Genomic DNA, 20,305 nt, shown 5'->3' on the forward strand with positions numbered 1-20,305 from the left:
CTCGTCCACCAGGAGTCCTCTCAGAGCGCTTGGGGCTACTCGGATGCGGGTTCGCGCAGAGTGAAAGGGCACACGAGGAGCAGGTCGAGGAAGGCAGCCGGATTGAGACCGCCGCCCTCCGTCCGCAGGTCGCCGGTGACGCCGTCGAGCGAGACGGTCACGGTCCATTCGTCGTCCTTGCCGCCGACCGGCGCGGTGAGTCCGGACAGCGTTGCCCGGGGGAGTCCCGCCAGGTTCGGGTCGGTGACCAGCGAACCTGTGGCCGACAGGCCGGTACCTGTTCGAGCCTGAACTCCGAGCGCGTCGTCCGGATAGAGGTCGACGTACCGACGTGATCCGTCAGGGACGAGTTCGTGCGACAGCACGAGCACCAGCTCCGGCTTGACGACCGAGAAGCGTTCGCCCCGGAACAGTTGCGCGAAGCGGTCCTTGGCGATCGTGAACTGAACGGTGCCGCTGGTTCCGGTGCTGGACAGGAACCGGCTCCATTGGTCTCCGAATTCGCGGCGAGCGCTGAAGGTCCGGCACAAGCCCTTGCCGCCACCGGCGCGGACCCAGTCTGTGAGCCCTTTCCGCAGCTTCTGTGTAGCCGGCCCGGCCAGCGCGTCGCCACCGTCACGCGCGGTGTAGCGCACGTGCAGTACGACGTCGGTGATGGACTCGTAGTCGAACTGCCGGAACTCGTCCGGCAGGCTCAACTGCCATTCACTGATCACCCCTGTGCCCTCGAAGGGCAGGAACCGCTCGTCGTTGAGGCGGGCCTCGAAGAGTCCGGAGTCGTCCTGCCCGGTACTGGTGACGATCGATTGGATCGGGCCGGCGAAGTCGCGGAAGCGGGTGTCGGGTTTCTTGCGCGGGTAACTGTCCGGGTCGGTGACGCGCGGGTCGACCCGCACGCTGCTGCGCAGCAGTGTGGCCGTGAGATTCACCGGTGTGTACGGCCCGGCGACGCACGGAACGCTGATGCTCAGGGTCTTGATGCGACGCATGTAGTGGCCGGGGGTGTCGAGATCGAAGAGTGCCTCCGGCAACGATACGTAGCAGCGGCCGTTCTCCTTCAGCGCGACCAGAGCCTTGGGGTCGATCTGGGCGAGGGAGATCCGTTTCGACAGCTCGAACTCGCGGCTGTCGGCCTCGAGATAGGCGGCGTCCATCCGGTTGATGTCGGCGGTGAGTCGCTCACCCGCGAGCAGGCCCTTGTGCAAGCCGTCCCAGTAGCCGAACCGGATGAAGTCACTGTCCTCTACACCGAGCTCGTGGCGGAACGAACGCTCGGCCCGCTTCGCGACGTCGTACGCGAGCTGATAGCCCTGGAAGTACACCGTGGCCAGCTGACCGGTCATCCAGTCGTAGAGCTCCTTGTTGGTGAACTTGCCCCGCAGGAATTCGTCCTGCTCGGTAGCGTTGGCGATCAACCGGTCCTGCTGACCGAGCTCGAGCTCGGCGGCGTCCAGCCGGAACTCGGCCGCGGCGATCTGGCTCTGGATCTGGTTCAGCTCCAGTTGCGCCTGTTTCGCCTGGAACTGCCAGTCCTCGAAGCGCTGGTCCCAACTGCCCAGCGTCGACGAGAGCTGGGCCCGGCTGTGCTTCATCGCCGCTCCGGTGGCGAGCGCTTCGGCGATACCGCGCAGACCCGCGATCACATTGGAGCTTCCCCAGGTCCAGCCGGTCGTGGTGGGTGAACCGACCTTGATGTCCGGCAGCGCGCTCACCACGCTCGCGATCATGTTGAAGGTCCGGGAGACCTCTTGCTGGTCGAGAGCCTCGGTAGTGAGTCGCTCGAACGCATCCTCGCGCTCGTTGGTGCGCTTCCGGCCGGCGTAGTAATTGTGCTTCTCCTCAACGGATGTCCGTTGCCGGTTCACCGCCTCGAGCGCCTGGCGTTGTTCGGAGACCTGCCGCACCCTGATGTTGCGAGTGGCTTTCAGGACCGACAGTTCGTGGGTGGCGCTCAGCCGGGCGAGTGCCTCCGCGTCGCGTTTCTCCAGTGCGGCCAGGAGCGCGGCCCCGAAGGACTTCACCTCGTTGGCGAGTTCCTTGGCCTTGTTGATCATCACGGCGAAGCGGTGGTGCGGCAGCGGGGCGGTGATGTCGTCGAGGATCGTGTTGATGTCGAGGCCGGCTGCGGTGGCCCGGACCAGAAGGTTCGGGTCGATCGGCGGCCCGAACAAGGCGGCAGCCCGCTGGACGCCGTCGATGTTCTGGCTGTTGCGGATCTTGAAGAGTCTGTCGGCGACCGTGTCCCAGTAGCCGACGAGCTTGTCGTTGCGGGGGATCCGGAAGTAGGTGAGCGCCTTCGGTGTGAGCCCCGGAGCGATCGTCGGTGCCAGCGACCGGTCGTCGGCTGTCACCAGGTGCTCGGCCTGGACGACGGCGTTCTCCAGCGAGTCAGGCGTGAGTTGGAGCTTGCGGTAGCTCTGCGGTACCAGGGTGTTCTCGGTGACCTCGTCCGGGCGCCTGCCGAGAAGTTCCGCGGCCAGGATGTAGAGCTGGCTCGCCGCGTTGATCGTCTCGAGCGTGTCCTGGCGGAACAGCTGATCACCCCAGGCGATCAGGTTGTCCAGGTACTTCATCACCACGGCCTTCTGGTACGCCGTGGTCCGCAGCCTGGCCACCACATCCGGCTGGAAGGGGTTGGCGAGCCAGGCGTTCACGGCCGCCGTTGCCGCTGGGTCTGCTTTGCCCAGCGAGTCGAGAATCAACTCGATCCGCTGCTTGTAGTAGTTCTCCCCAGTGGTCTCGAAGAAGGGCTTGGTCTGCCAGAAGCGCTGTGGCGAGTCGAACCCGTCGGAGTTGGTCGGATCGAAGATGAAGTGGAACCACCGTTGTGCTTCCGCGAAGCGCTGGTTAGCCGCCAGCTTCTCGGCCAGCAGCAGTGGGATGTGGAAGAACAGCTCCCAGTTGTAGTCGGCGTACGCCGTACCGAGGGTGAAGTCCACATCCTCCTTTGGGAACGGAGTGGTGACCACGCAGGCCTGGCTGAGGTCCTCCTCCGCCTTCGGGTTCGGGGCGTACCGGCCCTGGAAATCGTCGTTCTCGCGATAGATCTGGCTCCACCGGGACAGCACCTTGTTCACGCCGCCCTGGTTGAGATCGGTGACGAGCGTTGTGACGGAGGGGTGGTAGGCGATGATGACGTCGTGCGAGCCGATGATCAGGGCGTTGATCGTCGCCGCTCCGAGCGTGCTCGACGTCGCTGACAGCTGTTCCAGTTCGCTGTCGAAGACTTCCTGATGATGGTCGACCGGCCCGGTCGCCAGCATCGACCGGACGGCCGGCTCGACGGCGGCAGCGGACGGCCAGGACCAATAGGTCACGTGCGGCTTGATCAGGTAGCTGCGCGTGCCGTCGGTGAAGAACATGTAGTAGGACTGCCAGTCCGTCTGGTACTGGTGCGGATAGAGCAGCCGGTACGGCTGGGCACCCGGGGTGGCGCCCAGGGCGGTGAGGAATGTCGGAGTCTCGGCAGGCGTGTCGGCCCGAGGCAGGAGCAGCGGGTAAGACGTTCCGATCCAGCTCGGGTTCTCCACGAACTCGTTGTTGTTGGTGAAGGTGTTCGGCGGCGGCATCATCACCGTCGCGTTCTCGTAAAGCTCGGCCGAGGGCGAGTCGGGATACAGAATCAGCCGGCGCACCTCAACCGATTCCGACTGCTGGCTCACCGCGAACCGGCCGACGGCCGTCCCGGTGAACGGGATGTCTTTCAACGGCGGCCCCGGGTACACGAAGACCCCGTTGATCTTCTTGTTGTAGGTGAAGTAGATGTGCAGATCCCCGTTGCCCTGGTGACGCAGCCGGAAGACGTACTCGCGCGCGGCCGCCGCGTCGAAGCTCGATCGCTTCAGTGGTCCGGCGAACGGGTAGAGCGGCAGGGTGTACGCGGCCTGTTTCGCGATCTTCTTCGGCTGCCAGCGGCCGTTGAAGTGCTGACTCCAGCTGAGCTGGATCTTGTAGTACGACTTGACTGGCTCGATCGGCTTGCTGGCTGTCGGCAGGGTGACGCTGGCCGCGCTGGCCTCTTCGGAGAAGGTGGCCCAGAACAGGTAGAGCCGCCCCTGCCAGACGGTCGGCAGCAGGGTGTCGCTGTCGATGTCGAGGTCGATCCGCTCCCAGGTGGTCCACACCGATTCGTTGACGCGCTTACGCCAGTAGTAGGCCCGCGGGTCGGTCTGGGTCCTGGCGAACACGTACAGCGTGTTCGTCGCGGTGTCGGTGTACGTCCCGCACGGAGTCAACCGGGCCACGGTGTCGAGCTTCTCGAGGTAGTTCCGGAAGGTGGACTCGGCGACTTCGGCCGTCACCTCCTGCTGCATGAGCTCGCCCTCGAGTTCGGTGAAGAACGACGATTTCCCGGCCCGCAGGCTGGGGGAGAAGTAGTTCTCCGGGTACAGGAACACCTTCTGGTTCGCTTCCCACAGCCGGTACTGCTTCATCCATTCCCATTCCGCCCGCGGTCCTGCTGCGAGATAAGGCACCTGCGGCTCGAGGTTCAGCAGGCACCGCTGTACGAAGAGCTGGACGCTGTAGACAGCCTGGGCAATCCGGGTGGTCTGCTGCAGCGGCCCCATCTCCACGTCGAGGAGGAAGTAGTCGTGCAGCCCGTTGGCGTCGGTCCACTCCGGTGCACCGTCGGCCGCGCGGAACGGATTCGCGATCAGGAAATCGACCAGCGCGCCTCGTTGCCGTTCCCGGATGCGGTCCTGGAGCGGCGCTGCCACTGTGGCCCAGTCCTCGCTCGGGTAGCGGGACTTGGCCGCCTGCCAGGCAGTCTGCGCTGCGTCGGGCGTGAGCGTCCCGGTGCGCCACGCCGCGACCCGCTCAGCGGCGACTCCGAGCTTCCGCACCACCTTCATTGCGTCGTTCACCGCACGCAGCGCGCGCTCGTCCGCGAAGTCCAGGGCAGTCACCAGCCCGAGGTCGGTGGCTACCCGTTGGACGTCGGCGCGGTTCCATCCGGTCCGCGCTGCCAGTTCGTCCACGACCTGACCTGTCGCCGCGTTCGAGTTGAGTGCCGAGGCAAAGACCGGCATCAGGGTGCGGGCGGCACCAGGGATTCCGTCGCGCAGGCGGATCAGTTGCAGGAGCCGGACGAAGCGGCCAAACAGGGGCGATGCCCCGACGACCGGCCGGGTCGGCAGCGTATTCGGATCGAGCCAGCCGGCAGCGGCGGCGCTGCCATAGACGAACGGAACCTCGGCCGGTGTCACGCGCAGCCGGTCGAGCAGCAGCGCGACGCGATGGAGGAGTCCGAGCGTGGCGAAGGGCGCGGGAAAACTCTGCGCTGTCAGCGCGACGGCAGGATCACTGCCAACGAAGTCCGCAGTGAGGAAATCCTGTACGGCGCTCGCGCTGGTCGGCGTACGCATCCAGGTGCCGAGCAACAGGTCTGCCGTGGCCGGGAGCAACCCGGCGGCCTGCCCGAGTTGCTGCTTCACAGTGGTCTCGCTCAGCCATTGGCGCAGGTACGGCCCGATCTTGGTCAGTACCAGATGGAACCGATCGGCTGGTCCACCAGTGGCGAACAGTCGCTCCGCTTCCTCGGCGGTGAACAGCATGTTGTCCCGGGCGACCGGTGCCTCCTGCACTGTCTGAAGCCCGCGGACCGCCTTCTGGAACGCAGGGTCCTGCGAGGCTGCCAGCAGCGCGTCGCTCTCCTCTTCCGAGAGGTATCCGCGACAACACAAGGTGTGTTCGGTCGTGTCGTAGTACACCCGGCCGCTCAGTGACTTCGGCATCGGGAATTCTGCGGCGAGCGAGGCCAAGGGGGCGGAGTAGACCTGTACGCGCAAGGCCTTCATTCGCGTGGCGACGAAGGTCCGCGGCGCGCGGTAGAGCGTGGCGAGGGCCGCACGGTAGGCAGCATCGACGGAGAGCGCCTGCAGCACTTTGAGCTGCTCAGGACTCATCGGACCGGTGAAGGTCAGCCGGCCGGTCTCCGGTGAGTAGAGGATCGGGAACCCGGCGGGGAAGACGATGCCGGAGGCAAGGGTTGTGAGGTCGGCTGCGTAGGTCACGGTTCCGAGCAGCGTCGAGACAGCCTGCTGCACAAGGCCGGCATCCCAGCCGAGCTGTGCCAGTTCCTTGCGGGTGAGGTCGCCCTTCTCGTCGGTCGTCTGAGCGGTTTGGCGGTAAACGGCCTGAAGCGCCAGCCGCAGCGTGCTGAGCGTCGCGGCCATACTCCGGTCGTCGGGCACTGCACCGCCGTCGGGTGCGACGACATCAGCCAGGACAGCATCGACATCGGGCACTGACAGCCCGGTGGCCCGGATGGCCTCGACTGCGTCGAGGAACTGTTCCGTGCTCGCGACGAGCGCGTCGGTCGGCGGCTGTACCGCGTCGTCCACCATGGACGGCGCGGTGATCGCCGCACCACCGGACACCTCGGTTTCGGCGCCTGCTGGGAACACCGGTAACGCGCCGCCTGTTGAGGGCGTCACAGGGGCTCCGGCGGCGGGCTCGGACTCTCCACGGGCCAATGGAGCCAGGCTGAACGGCCCACCGAGACCGTAGAGCTCCATGAGCCGCAGCAGCTCCGGGACGGAGAGTCCAACCGCCCGGGCCAGCCGCACGGTCCGAACCAATGCGGACAGGTTCCTCAGATTGAGAATCCGGTTCGGAGTCACGGCGCGCCGGCTGACGGTCAGATCGGCAAGCTCGACATCAGTGACCTGCAGGACGCCGAGCAGCGCCGCAGTGACCACCGGGTCCCGCAGGCTACGGGGTACGGCGATCTCGGTCCGGTCGGCGTTGAGGACGAACGGGTTCGGGACGTTCTCGGGAACGACAACCGGGTCGAGGAACAGTTGGTTGTACTCGCCGAGCCCTTCCTCGCTGGGATAGGGGTAGGTGTCGATCGTGCGGTAGAAGCACAAGACGTCGTCGACGGGTAGTTCAAGGCGGCTCGCGAGTTTCCGGACGGCTGCGATCGAACGCAGCGTGACCCGGTCGAGCCGACCGGCGTTGTTGGCGGCGAGGATGGTCCGATCCAGCTGCGCGGTACTCCAGCCGAGTGCCCGCTGCAGGCGCACGAATCGGTGCACCCGGTCCACCAGACCGAGGTCGGTTCCCTGTAGCCGCAGGTTGTTGGTGTCGTACGGAATCTTCGGGTCCACCGCGACGATCGTGACCGCACGGCCCGGATTGACGAAGCGGGTCTCCAGCAGAGCGGCCAGGTCGGCGTACCGCATCTGGGTCCGATCCAGCAGACCGCGGACCACGCTGAGCTCCGACAGCAAGGTGGCGTCGGCCGTCGCGGCTGGATAGCCGTAGTACTCCGCGAGTCGTCTGACCGGAGCAAGCGGCTCGCCTGCCACGATTCGGGCGGCCACCGGCGGCAGACCGAGTCGTTCGTCGACGAGCAGGGTCGGTGATGTGGCGTCCGGACCCAGAACGGTGAGGAGCGTACTGCGCGTGACGCCGAGCTGCTGCAGGAAGGTGTTGACCTGCTCGCGCCAGAGGTCGAAGGGCAGGTCGAACGGGTAGACGGCTGTCCGCAGTTTGTCGTAGGCCTTGGGATTGACGTGCTGAGGCCGTAACCGGAGTCGGGTCTGGTCTCCCGTGGTCTGCCGGTCCGTCGCCGGAATCGGAGCCTCCGGTACTACCGCGGACTCGAGAATCTCGTTGACCAGGTCGACGTACGGAACGGCGAGATTGGTGTTGTCACAGGTCAGCTCGATGTCGACGAGATCTTCGCGCCGTGCGTACAGGGCGGCTGCGACCCGGCCGACGTACGGAACGGCTGCGGTCGTGAGGCTCGGCTCGACCCAGAGCCGCTCCAGGTAGCGCAACAGGTCGACCAGGTAGGCGGCTTCGCTGTAGATGTTTCGGCATGACGGGCAGGCGCAGTAGTCCGCCGAGCCGAACAGTTCCTCCCAGTCCGGAATCTGCGCGGTCGCCGATTCGAGTTTGGGCAGCCATGGGACATCGAACTGTCCCGCGGTCCGGAAGTCGGCGACCAAGTTGGTGGCCAAGCCGTGGACCTGCGTGGCACGTGCGTGCACCCGCTCGGCTTCAGCGGCGTCGAGGACGGAACCGAGCCGCTCGGTGAACGCCGCGCGGTCCGTCCGGGCGATGGCGAGCGCCGAGTCGAAGCCGTTCTCCCGGAGCGCTTGGACAGCGGCGAATCGGGGTGCGAGCCGGTGGACCCGCTGGATCACGGCGAGCTCGGCACGAGCATCCGGGTCGGGCACGGTATTCGCGTTGACCGGAGTGGTGAGTACGTCGAAAGCCGGAGTCGCGGCCAGGAACAGGGCAGCAGGTGACTCGCCGGGCAGCCGCTGGGCGAGCGTGGCGGTCGGGTAGGCGAACTCGACGGACGAGCGAATGGCGTCCTGGTAGGCGCTGTCCGCGGTGCCGTCATGGCCGGTTGTGTCCAGTGCCTTCGCCGCGGCCTCGGGGACGCCACCCGCGGTGGCGATCAGCGCCGGCCACGCATCATCGAGGCCGGCCAGTTGGTCAGGATCGCTCAGGTCACCCTTGTCGAATCGCCTCAGCAGTTCGCCGACCAAGGCGGCGTTGTTGCCCGTCAATGCGCCCAGGCGCAGGGCCAGCCGGAGCCGGTCGGCGTAAGGAGCGGTCTGGTCGTCACGCCGCAAGCGGGCCCAGAAGCGGACTTCGCCGCCGCCGGTCAGGAAGGTCCGGTAGATCCGCTCGCGGATATCGACGTCCGGAACCGCCACCGCGAACACGGCCATCAACGGAGATGGCGAGCTCGCCTGGACGGCCGCTGTGATCTCCTGGGTCCGCAACTGGTCGACGAACTGGTCGATGTCGTCGAGCGGAGCGATGGTGTCTGCGTCGATCGCCGCGGCCAGCCCGCCTTGGAGACTTTCGAGAGGCTGCTTGGCCAGGCTGGACAGATCGGGGCCGAAGCCTTGGCGGAGCAAGCCGTAGAACGGCTCCGACGGCAGATCGGTCGCAGTCGCATGCCGATGGGCCAGAGCGAGGTAGGCGACGTGCAACGCGTCCGTGCCGGTGCCGCGGGCGAGATAGCTGAAGTCGCGCTGCTCGCCGGATTCCGTCAACTCGTCGACTCCGGCACCGTCGAGAAGTGACGTGACGTCGTCGAGCAGCACCTGGTACTCCGACCGCGGGGTGCCGGGAATCTGCAGGAGCAGAACTGGTTCGTCGTCGGTGTCCTGTGCTGTTGCCTCGGCGACGACCTTCCCGTCACGTCGCGCCCGGACGATGATGTCGGCCGGAGCCGGCGGGTGCGGATACTCGAGGCGGAAGTCCCCTTGCGCATCAGTGGTGGCGGTACCGAGTGGCGTCTCGGAGCGCAGCAGCCGAAGCGCCGCGGTGACCTCGATCCCCGCGACCGTGCTGCCGTCAGGAGTGGTGACGGAGCCAGTGAGGACAGTCTGAAGCGTGCTGCCTGGCATGCGATTCCTCTGTGGTCTGGGGAAGTGAAAGGTGCGTCCATCAAAGCGGCTCGCGGGCGGTTGTACCGGGGCCTCACAGCCGGAATTTCGGTCAGTGCCGAATGCCCGTTGGGACAGTGCAGACGGCTTCCCGATCAGGTGGCCGATGATGTCCGATCAGCCGAACGCCCGACCCTTACGCGACGCCTGCCGAACCGGCAAGGATCACGTCAGACCTAGTCCTGCCGATCTGCCCGTCGCGGTCCCGTTCCGGCCAAAGGAAGACGCATCGATGACCAGTTCACTCAGAACAGCCAGGCGCGGACCCGGCGGGCCTGTGGCCCTGACCGACGAGACCGCCGCCCTCCCCGCCGCCGCGGCGGGCAGTTGGGCTGACGGAGGAACCCTGCCGCTGGCGGGTTTCTGGGGTCAGCCCGATACCTCCGCCGTCCTGCTGAACAACGGAAAAGTTCTGCTGGCCGGTGGCGAGGACGGCCGACGGAACGCGCTGAACAGTGCGATGCTTTTCGACGCAGGGTCGTCGACGTGGACGCCGACCGGCTCGTTGCAGACCGGCCGACGGCTGCACGCGGTGGCGAAACTGGATGATGGTCGAGTGCTGGTGTCCGGCGGTGTCGCGGGTGCGCTCGCTGCGCCCGCGACGGGGATCGCGACAGCTGAGATCTACAACCCGGACACCGGCACGTGGTCGCCGGCCGCGCCGATGCGCACCGCCAGGTTCTCCCACTCCGCGACAGTGCTGCCCGGCGGCAAGGTTCTTGTCGCCGGTGGCTGCGCGGTCCGTTCCGGCGACAGTCATCGGGCGCTGCGGTCCGCAGAGATCTACGATCCCGCGACCGATCAGTGGACCGAACTGGCACCCATGACCGACGGCCGGTTCGGTCATCCGGCGGTCTATCTCCCGACCGTCAAGAAGGTGCTCGTCGCTGGTGGAGTCATCACCGCCGGCCGTGGCCAGTACGCCGCACTGGGGTACTGCGAACTCTTCGATCCGGTGACAGGCACCTGGACGCCTACCGGAAGTCTGGCCGCGCCCCGTAAAGCACATCAGGCCACGGTGCTGGCCGATGGCACGGTCCTGGTGACCGGCGGCGACATCCCAGGTGTACTGCTCGATTGGACGATTCAGCCGTACAGCCAGTGGACGTGTGAGCGTTTCAACCCGGCAACCGGTACCTGGAGCCGCGACACTGATCTGCCCTGGGGACTGAGCCACCACCGAGTAGTCAAGCTGAGCTCCGGCAAGTTGGTGGTGATCGGCGGCACGGACGACGGCACGTTCGACATCGGCTACCAGACGGTGGCTGCCTACGACCCGGCGAGCAAGGTCTGGACTCCTGCAGCTGATCTGAAGACCGGTCGATGGGCTCCGGCGGTCGCTCTCCTCGCGGGTGACAAGGTTCTGGTCGCAGGCGGGGTCACTCGCTCTGGTTCGGCCGCGCCAGTGATCGGCGAGAGCCTGTGCAGCGAGACAGCAGAGGTGTTTACGCCGTGAGCACTGGATCCTGGGCACCCACCGGTCCGCTCCCGACTGCACTGCAGTGGCAGGGCTCAGCCGAGGGCGGGGTGCTGCTCGCGGATGGCCGAGTGCTGGTCGTCGGTGGTGGCGACGCCCGCTACCTGGCGATGGCCGACTGTCTGCTCTTCGACCCGACGACTGTCTCCTGGGCCAGTGCGACGCCACTTCCCGAAGGGCGCAGCCTGCACAGCACTACCGTGCTGGACAACGGAACGGTGCTTGTCGCCGGCGGCAGCACGGGTCCGCAACGGTATCCGGCGTTGCCATTGGAGACTGCGGTGCAGCTGAGTCCTGACACTGGGATCTGGTCACCCGCAGGGACTCTGGTCAAGCCACGCGTCGGTCATTCGGCGACCCGCCTGCCCGACGGCCGAGTGCTTGTCGCCGGCGGCTGGGGTGCCCGGAATCCCCAGACCGGTGAGACGTTCGCCGCCGCAGAGATCTACAACCCGGCCGACAACACATGGACTGCCACCGGTGACATGGTCGACACGCGCTCCGGGCACCAGGCGCTCCTGCTCACCAACGGCAAGGTCCTGGTCATCGGTGGCACCACCGACATCGGGCGGGGCCAGTACGCCGGCCTGGCGTTCTGCGAGCTCTTCGACCCGGCGACCGGCACCTGGACGCCGACCGGCTCGCTGGCCAACCCGCGCTGGAACAACACCGCAACGGTGCTGCCCGATGGGTCCGTCCTGGTGACCGGCGGCGGCGGATTCCAGGCGATGTTCGCCGATTGGGTTGTCGCGCCGCACGGTGACTGGACTGCTGAGCGCTATGACCCAGCGACCGGGCGATGGGCGCGCGACAGCGATCTGTCGGCCCCCAGAGTCTGGCACCAGGCCGTCGCACTGAAATCCGGAAAGCTCCTGGTCACCGGTGGCGGCGCTCCTCCGATGCTGAATGCCGGATTTCACAGCACCGCCGTGTACGACCCGAACGCCCGGGCGTGGAGCCCCGCGAGCGGTATGGGTACCGGGCGGTGGGCCCATCTCGCGGTCGGCCTTGCCGACGGCCGAGTCCTGGTAGCGGGCGGTTCCGACCAGCCTGCAGCAGGCGGGGTCGGCTACCACCTGACGACATCTTCGGAGATCTTCACACCCGCAGGAGCCGGCCGATGAACGCGGTACAGATGATGACAGGCGCCTGGGCAACGGCCGGGCCGCTCCCTGAAGGAACCGTGACCTTCGATCAGAACAACCAACTGGTCCGGCTCGACGACGGACGAGTCCTGCTGGCCGGTGGCACCGACGCAGTCTTTGCTGCCACGGCGACCGCCGCGCTGTTCGACCCTGCAACGGACACCTGGTCGACGACCGGCTCGATGTCGTCGACCCGGCGGATCCACACGATGACGTTGCTCCCGGACGGGAAGGTGCTTGCTGCCGGCGGGATCGCCGGCCCGTTCCGATTCCCGACCCCGAGCGTCGCGTCGGCCGACTTGTTCGACCCGAAGTCCGGTACCTGGTCCCCGACCGGTTCCATGACCGAGCCACGGCTGGGGCATACCGCCACGCTGCTGGCCGACGGCCGGGTTCTGGTCGCCGGCGGCGGGCGAGTGAGAGGCACCGACTCCGGTCGGACGCTCGCGACGGCTGAGCTCTACGACCCCGCTACCGGACTCTGGACAGCGACCGAAACGATGACGGATGCACGGGTCGACAGCCAATCCGTCCTGCTGCCGGATGGACGGGTGCTGCTCGTCGGCGGCACTGTCGAAACTGGTCACGGTACCTTCGCCCATCTGGCGTTCTGCGAGCTCTTCGACCCCATCTTGGAGAAGTGGACCACGACCGGTTCGATGAGCGTACCCAGGAACAACCACCAGGCGACGCTGCTACCCGGCGGCGACGTACTCGTCACCGGAGGCACCGTGGCCGGTGTCGTGCCAGGGACGATCTACGACCCGCACAGCCACAGTTCGGTCGAGATGTACAGCATCGAGGCCGAGACCTGGACGCCGGTCGCCCCGCTGCCGATCGGTCGGGCTCGGCATCAGGCACTCGTTTTGCGCGACGGGCGGCTCCTTGTGAGTGGCGGCGCCGACGAGGCCAGCCTCCAGGTGGGCTATGCCTCGACTGTCATCTACGACCCGCTCTCCGGAAAGTGGTCGGCCACCGGAGGACTCGCGACCGGACGCTACGACCACGGAGCTGTCCTCCTGGAAGACGGACGTGTACTAGCAGCCGGAGGACTCGCAGCGGCCCAAACCGTCACGCCCACGACAGAGCTCTTCACCGCCTGACGCCGGTCTCCCACCGGCGTGGCCATTCCGGCCGTCCTTGCTCTCCTCAAGCATCCCGCCGACTCCCCAAGACTTTCGGGGTAGTCACTATCAAGGAGTCGTCCTTCGCGTGGATACGATCAAGCCGGGCGCTGCCCCCACCACTCCAGGCGTCGATTCGTCCAACAGTCGGCCGCCGAAGGAAGCCGGCCCACAGCGCGACCGGCCGTCGTTGTCCTTGCCGACAGCCGGTGGGGCTGTCCGCGGGATGGGCGAAAAGTTCGCCGCGAATCCGTTGACCGGTACCGCGTCCCTTACGGTGCCGATCGCCGTCACCGCCGCTCGTGCGGGTGGTACGCCCGAGCTGTCGCTGACCTACGACTCCGGCGGCGGCAACGGCCCGTTCGGCTTGGGGTGGTCGCTGGAGCTGCCGTCCGTGACCCGCAGGACCGACAAAGGCGTACCGCGCTATGTAGACGACGGCCCGCAGGCCGACGTCTTCCAGCTCAGCGGAGCGGAGGATCTGGTCCCGGTGCCCGGTACGGCGACCTATCGCCCGCGCACGGAAGGTCTGTCGTCACGCATCGAACGCATCGAGGAGCAGCGCTCCGGCGTACTGACCTGGCGGGTGACGACGACGGAGAACACAGTCAGCGTGTTCGGCAGCACCGACGCATCCCGAGTCTCCGACCCGAACGATCCGGGACGCGTCTATCGCTGGCTCCTGGACGAGACCATCGACGAGCGCGGCAACCGCATTCGGTACGACTACCAGGCCGATGGTGCCCAGCGGTATCTCAAGCGGGTTCGATACGGCAACCGGACCGCGACCGGCGACTTCTGCTTCGAGGTTGTTCTCGACTACGGCGAGCACGACCAGGCGCGGCCGACGCCGGACGAGAGTGGCCAGTGGACGACGCGGCCGGATGCGTTCTCGGTCCGGCGGTCCGGGTTCGAACTCCGGACCAAGCGATTGTGCAGCCGAGTGCTGATGTTTCACCGTCTGCCCGAGCTCGGCACCGATCCGGTGCTGGTCGCGTCGACCGATTTCGAGCACGCGCTTGAACCTGCGTCCACGAAGTTGACCTCCGTCACCCACTTCGGCTACCTCACATCGGAGGACGGCTATTCCCGTGAGAGGCTTCCACCACTGAGATTCGGTTACACCCCTCGCGTCGTCGCGCCTGTGCAGGGTGACCTGATCGGTGCGCCGGAGGAGAACGGCTACCGATGGACCGATCTCGACGGCGAGGGCATTCCAGGGGTCCTCAGCGAGCAAGCCGGTGCCTGGTACTACCGGCCTAATCTCGGCGGCGGCGTGCTCGCTCCGCCGCGCGCAGTGGATCCGCTGCCCTCCGGAGGCAGACTCAACAAAGGCGCCAGACTGGGCGATCTCGCCGGCGACGGCCGCCAGACACTGGCCGCCTTCGACGGCACAGCGCCGGGCTACCACCGTCGTACCAGTGACCGGAACTGGACCGACTTCTCGCCGTTCGATCGTTTGCCCCAGCTCGACTGGAACGACTCGAACCTGCGATTCGTCGACCTCACCGGTGACGGTCTGGCCGACCTACTGCAGACCAGTTCTGACGGGTTCACCTGGTTCCCCTCACTGGGTTTGCGCGGATATGACGACAGCTTCTGGCAGCCGGCGGCACGCACCGAGGACCATGGCCCGCGGTTGGTCTTCGCCGACCTGGCGCAGAGCATCTATCTCGCCGACATGACCGGCGACGGCCTCACCGATCTGGTCCGCATCGGCAACGGCGAGATCGGGTACTGGCCCAATCTCGGCCATGGCCGGTTCGGCGGACTGATCCGGATGGCGGCCGCGCCGGTGTTCGACCATCCCGACAAGTTCGACCAGCGGCGTGTGCGGCTGGCGGATGTGGACGGAAGCGCGCCGACCGATCTGCTGTACCTCGGGGAGCACGGCATCCGCGTCTGGTTCAACCAGGCTGGCAACTCGTGGAGTGCGCCGGAGTTGCTCGGTTGGGCGGGCGTCACCGAGCCCGACAGCGTCCAGTTGGTCGATCTGCTGGGCACCGGTACCGCATGTCTGGTCCGCGCCGAGCAGCGGCCGGACGGTGAGCCGCCGGTCCGCTACTTGGACCTGATGGCAGCCGGCAAGCCACACCTGATGACTACGGTGACTAGCGGGATGGGCTTGACCACGACGGTCCGCTACAGGTCGTCCACCACGTTCGCGCTGGCCGATGCGGCGGCGGGACGCCCGTGGCTGACCCACCTGCCCTTCCCCGTGCTCGTCGTTGCCGACACCACCGTCGAAGACGAGGTCGCTGATACCAGGTTGGTGACCAGCTACCGCTACCGGCATGGCTTCTACGACGGGGCCGAGCGCGAGTTTCGTGGCTTCGCCTATGTGGAGCAACGCGACGCGCTGTCGTTCAGTGGTTCGGTCGACAGACTTTACCAACTGCCTGCCGTGGTGAAGCGATGGCAACACACCGGCTGGTATCCCGACGCCGACCAGATCAGCCGCCAGTTCCTCGACGAGTACTGGCGATCCGGTGCCGGCCCGCTGCTCCAGGACACGATCATCCCCGAAGGGTTGTCGGTTGAGGAGGAGCGAGAGGTGGTCCGCGCGCTGCGCGGCCATGCGCTGCGGGAAGAGGTCTTCACCGAGGATGAGGATGGCCGGCTGGGAAATCCGTACACCGTCACCGAAACGAACTACCGCCTGCGGCTCCTTCAGCCCAAGGGCGACGCTCCGTACGGCGTAGTGATCGCGCTGCCAGGCGAGACGATCACTGCGCACACCGAGCGCCATTCTGACGACCCGCGGATCGCGCATACCGTCGCACTGGACGTCGACGACTGGGGCAACGTTCTGCAGTCGGTCACCATCGCCTATCCACGGCGCACCGGTGACGATCCGGAGCAGGCACGCCAGTACCTGACCCTCAGCGAACACGACATCGTCAACGTGTCCGGAGCGACCGGGCCGTGGCGGATCGGGATCGGCGCCGGGTCCCGGACCTACGAACTCGGCGGCCTGCCCCGGCACGCCGATATCTTCACTGCGCAGGAGATCAGCGACGGTCTGGCGATCGCCGACGACCTCCGCTTTCAGGACGAGGTTTCCGGATCGGTACCGCAGCGCCGCTTGCTCAGCCGGACCCGGCAGACGTACTACGCGTCGGATCTGAGCACGGAGCTGGGGTCGGAAGAGGTCTCGTTTCCGCTGCTGCCCTATCGCAGCTACGAGCAGGTATTCGACTCCGGCCAGGTGCCGCTCCTCTACGGCGACCGCGTCAGCGACACGCTGCTGATCGACGCCGGATATGTCGAGGCACAAGGCCTTTGGTGGACGCCGTCCGGGCGGAATGTGTTCGATCCGGCCAGGTTCTACCTGCCGACGTCCTCGATCGATCCGTTCGGATCTACCTGGCAGGTCGGCTACGACCGGCACCTGCTGCGCCAGGTACGGTTCGAGGACCCATTGGGCAACGTCAATCAGGCTGAGCTGAACTACCGGGTTCTCCAGGCCTGGTTGCTGACCGATCCCAACCTCAATCAGAGTGCGGTCCGGTTCGATCACCTGGGGATGGTGGTGGCCACCGCGCTGCTGGGCAAAGGCGAAGGAGACAGCCTCGATCTGTCGACGGCGGAGGCATCGGCCGCCGACCGGCCCAGCACCTGGCTGACCTATGACCTCGGCGTCCGCCCGGTCGTGGTCCGCACCTTCGCGCGCGAGCTGCACGCGAAGGCCGGGCCGATCCAGGAATCCAAGGCCTTCAGCGACGGGACCGGCCGGACCATCCTCACTAAGGTCCAGGCCGAGCCCGCGACGGACGGCGCTCCACGGTGGATCGGCACCGGCCGCACGATCTACGACAACAAGGGGAATCCGGTCAAGAAGTACGAGCCGTACTTCGCCGCCGACAGCGGATTCGACACCGAGCCAGCGATGGTGCAAAGCGGCGTCACCACGATTCTGCGGTACGACGCGCTGTCCCGGCTGATCGGTACGGACTACCCGGACGGCACCTTCTCCAAGGTCGTCTTCGACGCGTGGGACCGGGAGGACTGGGACCGCAACGACACCGTTCTGGACAGTCAGTGGTACGCGAGCCGCGCGGTGCTGCCGGTGGACGATCCACGCCGGCAGGCGGCTGACTCGGCGGCTGGACATGCGGGGACGCCGACGCGTTCGTCGTTCGACACCCTCGGCCACGCGCACGTGGTCCGCGCCGACAACGGGACGGGGTTCCTCGAGACGACGGTCGATCGCGATGTCCAGGGCAACGAGCGGTCGACCACGGACCCCCGCGGCCTCCGGGTGCTCGAGCAGCGTTTCGACATGCTCGGCCGAGTCGCTCACTCGATCAGCCCGGACTCCGGGCAACGGTGGCTGCTCGCGGACGTCGCGGGAAGCCCCGCGCACGGCTGGGACGACCGCGGAACGACGACCCGGGTCCGCTACGACCGGCTGCATCGCCCGACCCACTCGTACGCCGGTACCGTCGGTGGTCCGGAAATACTTCGGCTGCTGACCGTCTACGGCGAGCGCACCGCCGACGCGATCACCCACAATCTGCGCACCCGGCCCGCGATGGTTTTCGACGGAGCAGGGTTGCAACGGACGGCCGAGATCGACTTCAAGGGCAACACGCTGATCGCGGAGCGGCGACTCGCGATCGACCCCCGGTCGGAGCCGGACTGGACCGACCTCGAGAACCTGAGTGAGCCGGACGACGTACTGTCCACGGCCGACGCTCTCCTGGAGGACGTCACCTATCGGACATCGACCACGTTCGACGCCCTCAACCGTCCCAGCTCGTCCACCAATGCCGACGGAAGTCGGACCCGTCTGCACTACAACGCCGGGAAGCTCCTCGAGACCGTGGAGACCCGGTCGGACGGTGCGGCCGCGTGGACTCCGGTCGTGACGAACATCGACTACAACGCGCGCGGCGAGCGCGTTCAGTTGGTGCGCGGGAACGGGGCCCGCACCGTCTACGGCTATGAGCCCGACACGTTCCGCCTGTCGTCGGTCGACACCACGGCTACGGACTCGGTCATCCAGACGCTGCGCTATACCTACGATCCGGTCGGGAACGTCGTACAAGTCGCGGATCCGTCGCAGGACACGGTCTTCTACCGCAACACCGCGGTCGGTTCGACCCGTAGTTATCGATATGACCCGGTCTACCGGCTGTCGAGTGCGTCCGGCCGGGAACACATCGGCCAGACCGGCCAGCCCGCTGCGGCAGACCTCGACTTCGGCCCGCTGCCGCATGCCAACGACGGCACCGCGCTGCGGGAGTACACCGAGACGTACCGGTACGACCCCTCCGGCAATCTGACCGAACTCGCCCATCTCGCCACGGCCGGAAGCTGGACCCGGCAGCACCTCATCGATGCCTCCAGCAACCGGCTGGTGGCCAACAGCATCCCCGGCGACGATCCCGGAACCTTCTCTGCTCGCTACACCTATGACGCCGCGGGCAACACCCTCACTATGCCCCATTTGCCGAGCGTGGACTGGGACGTCGAGAACCGGCTCGTGCATGCGGGACTCGGTGGTGGTGGTGACGCACATTACCAGTACGACGGGAGCGGCCATCGGATTCGCGCGACCGTCACGCGGGCCGGCGCCACCGAGACCCGGATCTACCTCGGCTCGGTCGAGCTCTACGTCAAGCAGGTCGGTCAGTCGGCCCGGGTCCGTCGTGAGACCTTACGAGCTGCCGACGGCGTGGCACTGATCGAGACGACGACCGTTGACGACGGCCGTCCGGTCGCGAACCCGGTACCACTGCGACGCTTCCAGCTCACCGACCACCTGGGTTCGGCCACCGTCGAGCTCGACGACTCGTCGAACGTACTCAGCTACGAGGAATACCACCCGTTCGGTACGACGTCCTTCCACTCGGCGCCCCGCAACAATGTGAGCCGCAAGCGGTATCGCTACACCGGCAAGGAACGTGACGAGGAGACGGGTTTCTATTACCACGGCGCGCGGTACTACGCTCCCTGGCTGGCCCGCTGGACCATCCCCGATCCGGCCGGGCTGGTGGATGGACCGGGGCGCTACTCCTATGCCAGGAACAACCCGGTGCGACTGGTCGATCCGACGGGTCTGGAAGGTGACGACCCGCAGCGGTGGCTGAGTCAGAGCCGGCCCTACTGGCAGGAGGTCACCGCGACGGGAGCCACCCGTGGCATCACCGACGGGCATCGCGCGAACCTGGTCAAGGCCACCCAGATCTGGGGTGGGCCGGACGGCAAGATCCAGGCTGGGCACCTGGGCACGCCGTTCGTGATCACGCGGGCAGGGGAGAAGGGATTCGTCTTCGCCCAGAACGGTCCCGAGAACGCGAGAGATGCGAAAGGCGACAAGGCGATCGGCAATGCGGCCCGCGGCGCTGGGCAGTTTGCGCGGACGAACGAGGTCGATCTCACTGTTGCCCCAAGAACGAGGTACGGTGTGTCGCCCGACTCGCCCGCCTTTCTCGAGCCTGGGTTCAAGGATTTCAAGCTGCCGGCCGGCCCGACGGCGCCGAACGAAGGGCCGCGCGGTCAACTGCGGCTGCCGTTCGACCCGGAGGTCTTCGAACCCAAGCAGGGCCCGGCCGGTCCGTCGCCTCAGCTCGAGCTTCCGTTCGAGAAAGGTCTCGCGACCAAGGAACCGGCAGCGCCCGCCGCGCCGAAGCCACAGCAACTGAGTCTGCCCTCGGCCAAGAGGCAGGCAGTCGCGAGCGCTTCCCAGCCCCGGTCCTCCGGTATGACCGCCACCAGGGCGGGGAACGTGGGCGCGAGTGTCGCGCGCACAGTGCCGCTGGTCGCCGAGGCTGAGATCGCAACGAGCACCGCCGCGGTTTATGCGCATGCGTTGGGCTACACGGCGACCGGATCGGCGCTGACGACGGCCGCGGCGGCAGTCCCCGTGGCCGGTGCCGCAGTCGTCACCGGAGCGGCCGTCGGCAACCTGGCCGAAGCGTTTGCTACGCAACGCGGTGCCAGCCAGCCGACCGCGCAGGCGGCGGGTGTGGTCAGCGCGGCACTGGCGGGTGCCGGTGTCGGCGCTCTGGTCGGCTCCGCGGCGGGTGGGATCGGCGCGCTGCCGGGCGCAGCGGTTGGCGCGGCATTCGGTATGGGCGCCTACTACCTCAGCAAGATGTGGTGAACGTGCGCCGGAAACGCTCAAAGACAACT

5 protein-coding genes are annotated in these 20,305 nt (G+C 66.9%); 4 read left to right on the top strand and 1 reads right to left on the bottom strand.

The window, feature by feature from the left end:
- Positions 1–35: 35 nt before the first annotated feature.
- A complete protein-coding gene (locus tag E1263_RS00460) occupies positions 36–9,380 on the bottom strand; it encodes a Tc toxin subunit A-related protein (RefSeq protein WP_132164080.1) in 9,345 nt (3,114 codons plus the stop codon).
- 271 nt (positions 9,381–9,651) lie between these two features.
- On the opposite strand from E1263_RS00460, the gene E1263_RS00465 reads away from it, so the two are divergent.
- The 4 genes from E1263_RS00465 (at position 9,652) to E1263_RS00480 (ending at position 20,276) form a co-directional block, all read left to right on the top strand.
- A complete protein-coding gene (locus E1263_RS00465; RefSeq protein WP_165956410.1) occupies positions 9,652–10,875 on the top strand; it encodes a Kelch repeat-containing protein in 1,224 nt (407 codons plus the stop codon).
- Entirely contained in the window at positions 10,872–12,020 is a 1,149-nt protein-coding gene (locus E1263_RS00470) for a Kelch repeat-containing protein (protein ID WP_132164084.1), read from the top strand. Before E1263_RS00465 ends, E1263_RS00470 begins: the two co-directional genes overlap by 4 nt.
- Entirely contained in the window at positions 12,017–13,144 is a 1,128-nt protein-coding gene (locus E1263_RS00475) for a Kelch repeat-containing protein (RefSeq protein ID WP_165956411.1), read from the top strand. Before E1263_RS00470 ends, E1263_RS00475 begins: the two co-directional genes overlap by 4 nt.
- A gap of 109 nt (positions 13,145–13,253) precedes the next feature.
- A complete protein-coding gene (locus tag E1263_RS00480) occupies positions 13,254–20,276 on the top strand; it encodes a SpvB/TcaC N-terminal domain-containing protein (protein ID WP_132164088.1) in 7,023 nt (2,340 codons plus the stop codon).
- Positions 20,277–20,305: the final 29 nt, after the last annotated feature.

This window comes from Kribbella antibiotica, assembly GCF_004349055.1.
GTDB classification, from domain to species: Bacteria; Actinomycetota; Actinomycetes; order Propionibacteriales; family Kribbellaceae; genus Kribbella; species Kribbella antibiotica.

What these genes read in the sequence shown, in the direction of transcription:
- E1263_RS00460 (WP_132164080.1), bottom strand. Translation starts at nt 9,380, where the DNA reads ATGCCAGGCAGCACGCTTCAGACTGTCCTCACTGGCTCCGTCACCACT.
- E1263_RS00465 (WP_165956410.1), top strand. Translation starts at nt 9,652, where the DNA reads ATGACCAGTTCACTCAGAACAGCCAGGCGCGGACCCGGCGGGCCTGTG.
- E1263_RS00475 (WP_165956411.1), top strand. Translation starts at nt 12,017, where the DNA reads ATGAACGCGGTACAGATGATGACAGGCGCCTGGGCAACGGCCGGGCCG.